General features: G+C 74.6%; 2 protein-coding genes. Both read right to left on the bottom strand.

What is annotated here, in order from left to right; all coding sequences use genetic code 11:
- A partial coding sequence (locus ACZ38L_RS38690) for a type I polyketide synthase (RefSeq protein WP_465702704.1) occupies positions 1-1,253 on the bottom strand: 1,253 nt, incomplete at its 3' end.
- The coding region (locus ACZ38L_RS38685; protein WP_465702702.1) for a type I polyketide synthase at positions 1,246-4,133 on the bottom strand (2,888 nt) is incomplete at its 5' end. The genes ACZ38L_RS38685 and ACZ38L_RS38690, both read right to left, overlap by 8 nt.

Raw genomic sequence — 4,133 nt, 5'->3', positions numbered from 1 at the left:
GTCCAGTCCACGTGTGGGGTCGGCTCGTCGACGTGCAGGGTCTTGGGCAGCATGCCGTGTCGCATGGCCTGCACCATCTTGATCACGCCGCCGATCCCGGCGGCGGCCTGGGTGTGCCCGATGTTGGACTTCAACGATCCGAGCAGCAGGGGGAGTTCGGAGGCATGGGCCCGCCCGTAGGTGGCCAGCAGTGCCTGCGCCTCGATCGGGTCGCCCAGTCGGGTGCCGGTACCGTGCGCCTCGACCGCGTCCACCTGGTCGGGCGTCAGCCGGGCGTTGGCCAGCGCGGCCCGGATCACCCGCTGCTGGGCCGGACCGTTCGGCGCGGTCAGCTGGCTGCTCCTGCCGTCCTGGTTGATCGCCGTACCCCGGATCACCGCCAGCACCGGGTGCCCGGCCGCCTCGGCGTCGGAGAGCCGCTCCAACAGCACCATGCCGGCGCCCTCGCCCCAGATCACGCCGTCGGCGGCGTTCGCGAAGGACTTGCACCGGCTGTCGGGGGAGAGCCCGCGCTGCCGGCTGAACTCCAGGAACATGCCGGGCGTGGCCATCACGGCCGCCCCACCGGCCAGCGCCATCGAGCACTCACCGCCGCGCAGCGCCTGGGTGGCCAGGTGCAGCGCCACCAGCGAGGAGGAGCAGGCGGTGTCGACCGTCACGGCCGGGCCCTCGAACCCGAAGGTGTAGGAGATCCGGCCGGACGCCACGCTGAGCGTGTTGCCGGTCAGCAGGTAGCCCTCGATCTCCTCGGGGCCCTGGTGGTTGAGCGAGGCGTACTCGTGGTTGGAGACCCCGGTGAAGACACCGGCCGAGGTCCCGCGCAGCGTGGCGGGGTCGATGCCGGCCCGCTCCAGCGCCTCCCAGCTGGTCTCCAGCAGCAGCCGCTGCTGCGGGTCCAGGGCGAGCGCCTCGCGCGGGCTGATGCCGAAGAAGTCGGCGTCGAAGCCGTCCGCGTCGTAGAGGAACCCGCCCTGGCGCGCGTAGGTCCTGCCCGCCGCGTCGGGGTCCGGGTCGTAGAGGCCGTCGACGTCCCAGCCGCGGTTCGCGGGGAACTCGCCGATCGCGTCGGTGCCGGCGGCGACCAGCTCCCAGAGCTGCTCGGGGCTGCTCACCCCGCCGGGGAACCGGCAGGCCATGCCCACGATGGCGATCGGTTCCCGGGCCGCCGACTCGGCCTGCCGCAGCCGCTGCCGGGTCTGCTGAAGCTCGGTGGTGACCCGCTTCAGATAGTCGCGGAGCTTGTCCTCACTCACCGTCTGCCCCCAGTCCCAGCTCGTTGTCGATGAAGTCGAAGATCTCGTCGTCGGTCGCGGAGTCCATCCGCACGGTGGTGGCCACCGCAGCCGCGGAGTCCGCGGCCTGCCGCAACTCGGTCAGCTTGGCCAGGAAGCCCTCCAGGCGCAGGGCCAGACCGTCCCGTGCGTCCGGGAAGAGCGTCGGGAGGTCGGCCTCCAGCCGGTCCAGCTCCGCCGCGAACGGCAGCCGGCCGCCGCCCCCGGCCCCCGCCGGCGACGGCGCCGGGGCGAGCTCGGTGCGCAGGAACGCGGCCAGTTCGGCCGGCGTCGGGTAGTCGAACAGCGTGGTCGCGGGCAGACGCAGGCCGGTGTCCCGGTTCAGGGTGTTGCGGAACTCGACGGCGGTCAGCGAGTCGAGCCCGATCTCCAGAAAGCCGGTCTGGCCGTCGAGCGCCGTAGCGGAGCCGTGCCCGAGGACGGTGGCGAGCTGGTTCAGGATGTGCTCCTGCAGGCTCCGGACCTGCTCCTCCTCGCTCCGGCCGGCCAGCCGTTGCTGGAAGGTGGCGGTGTCCACCACGTCCCGGGCCTTGCGGCGCGCGGTGGTCCCGACCAGCCCGCGGAACATCGGCGGGACGGTCCCGCCGTCGCTGCCGAGGCCGCGGAGGTCGAGCCGGGCGGGCACCAGCAGCGCGCGGTCCTGGGTCAGCGCGAGGTCGAACAGCTCCAGTGCCTGGCCGGTCGGCACCGGCGCGATGCCGCCGCGGTTGAGCCGGGCCCGGCCGGCCTCGTCCAGCGCGCCCGCCATCCCGCCGTCCTGCTCCCAGAGCCCCCAGGCCAGCGAGAGGCCGGCCAGGCCCTGGGCCCGACGGTGCTGGGCGAGCGCGTCCAGGAAGGTGTTGGCCGCGGCGTAGTTGGCCTGGCCCGCGTTGCCGATCAGGCCGGCGACGGAGGAGAAGAGCACGAAGGCCGCGAGGTCCAGGTGTTTGGTGGCCTCGTGCAGCTGCCAGGCGGCGTCCACCTTGGGCCGCAGGACGGTGGCGAGCCGTTCGGGCGTCAGGGAGGGGAGCGTGCTGTCGTCCAGCACGCCGGCGGCGTGCACCACCGCGGTCAGCGGGTGCTCGGCCGGTACGGCGGCGACCAGCGCGGCCACCGCCGCGCCGTCGGCCGTGTCGCAGGCGCTGAGGGTGACCTCGGCGCCGAGCGCCGTCAGCCCGGCGACCAGCTCCGCGGCGCCGGGGGCGTCGGGGCCACTCCGGCTGACCAGGCGCAGGTGCCGGACGCCGTGCTCGGTCACCAGACGCCGGGCGATCAGCTGTCCGAGCGTGCCGGTGCCGCCGGTGAGCAGCACCGTCCCCGCCGGGTCGAGCGGCACCGCCGCCTCGGTGGCCACGGTGGCCCGGGCCAGCCGGGGCGCCAGCAGCTCGCCCGCGCGGAGCGCGCCCTGCGGTGCGTCGGCGGCCAGCGCGGCGGGCAGCGCGCGCCAGGAGAGGTCACTGTCGTCGTGGTCGAGCAGCACGAACCGGCCCGGGTTCTCGGACTGCGCGGTCCGCACCAGGCCCCAGACCGCCGAGGCCGCCAGGTCCGGCACGTCCTCCTCGTCCCGGACGGCGAGAGCGCCACGGGTGAGGACGGCCAGCGTGGTCCCGGCGAACCGCTCGTCGGCGAGGAAGCCCTGGAGCGTCGCCAGCACCGCGGCGGCCGTGCCGTGGGCACCGGCGGCGAGCGGCAGGCCGTCGGTCCCGACCGGCAGCAGGAGAGCGGCGACGCCCGCGGGGCCGGTCTCCTGGAGCGCGGCCAGTCCCTCGTGGTACTCGGCGGCGGTCCCCAGCCGGCCCAGCGTGCTGGCCAGCGCCTTGTCACCGAGAACGGCGAAGGGCGCGCCGGCCGAGCGGGTCGATCCGGTGGGCAGCTTGGTCCAGCGCACCTGGTAGAGCGAGTCCGGCTGCCTGCCGCGGGCCGCCGCGAGCTGCTCGGCGGCGACCGGGCGCATGGCCAGCGCCTCGATGGTCATCACCGGCGCGCCCGAGCGGTCGGCGATGGCGAGCGACACCAGGTCGGGCTCCGGACGGGAGAGCCGGACCCGGACGTGCCGGGCGCCGGTCGCGTGCAGGGTGACCCCGCTCCAGGAGAACGGCAGGCGGACGCCGTCCTCGGCGTGGTACCAGAGCATCAGCGGGTGCAGCGCCGAGTCCAGCAGGGCGGGGTGCAGACCGTAGGTCTCGGCGTCGCCGTCCTCCGGCAGCGCGATCTCGGCGTAGACGTCCTCGCCGAGCCGCCAACCGGCCTTGAAGCCCTGGAACATCGGGCCGTACTCGTAACCGCGGTTGATGAAGGTCCGGTAGAACTCGTCGATGTCCACCGGCGTGGCGCCGGGCGGCGGCCAGGCGGCCAGGTCGAACGCCGGCCGTCGTTCCTCGGCGGCCAGGAAGCCGCTGGCGTGCCGGGTCCACTCCTCGTCCGGCGCGGCCTCGGCCGGGCGCGAGTACATGGTGAACGGGCGGCGGTCGGTCTCGTCGGAGGTGCCGACGGTGATCTGCAGGTCCCGCGCGCCCTGCGGAGGCACGGCCAGGAAGGCGTGGTGGACCAGCTCGTCGATCCGGCCGCAGCCGCCCTGCGCTCCCGCGTAGAGCAGCAGGTCGAGGAAGGCCACGCCCGGCAGGACCACCGTTCCGAAGACCACGTGGTCGTGCAGCCACGGGTGAGTGTGGAGCGAGACCCGGCCGGTGAAGAGCCGGGTGCCGTCGGGGAGCACCACGGCCGCGCCCAGCAACGGGTGGTCGGTGGTCCCGAGGCCGAGGGCGGCGGCGCCGGCGCTGGGGGTGGTGGGGTGGAGCCAGTAGCGGTCGCGTTGGAAGGGGTAGGTGGGCAACTCGGTTGGGTGGGTGGGGGTTTGGGTGG

This window comes from Kitasatospora sp. NPDC024654 (assembly GCF_055559155.1).
This window is presented reverse-complemented; position numbering and strand designations above follow the sequence as displayed.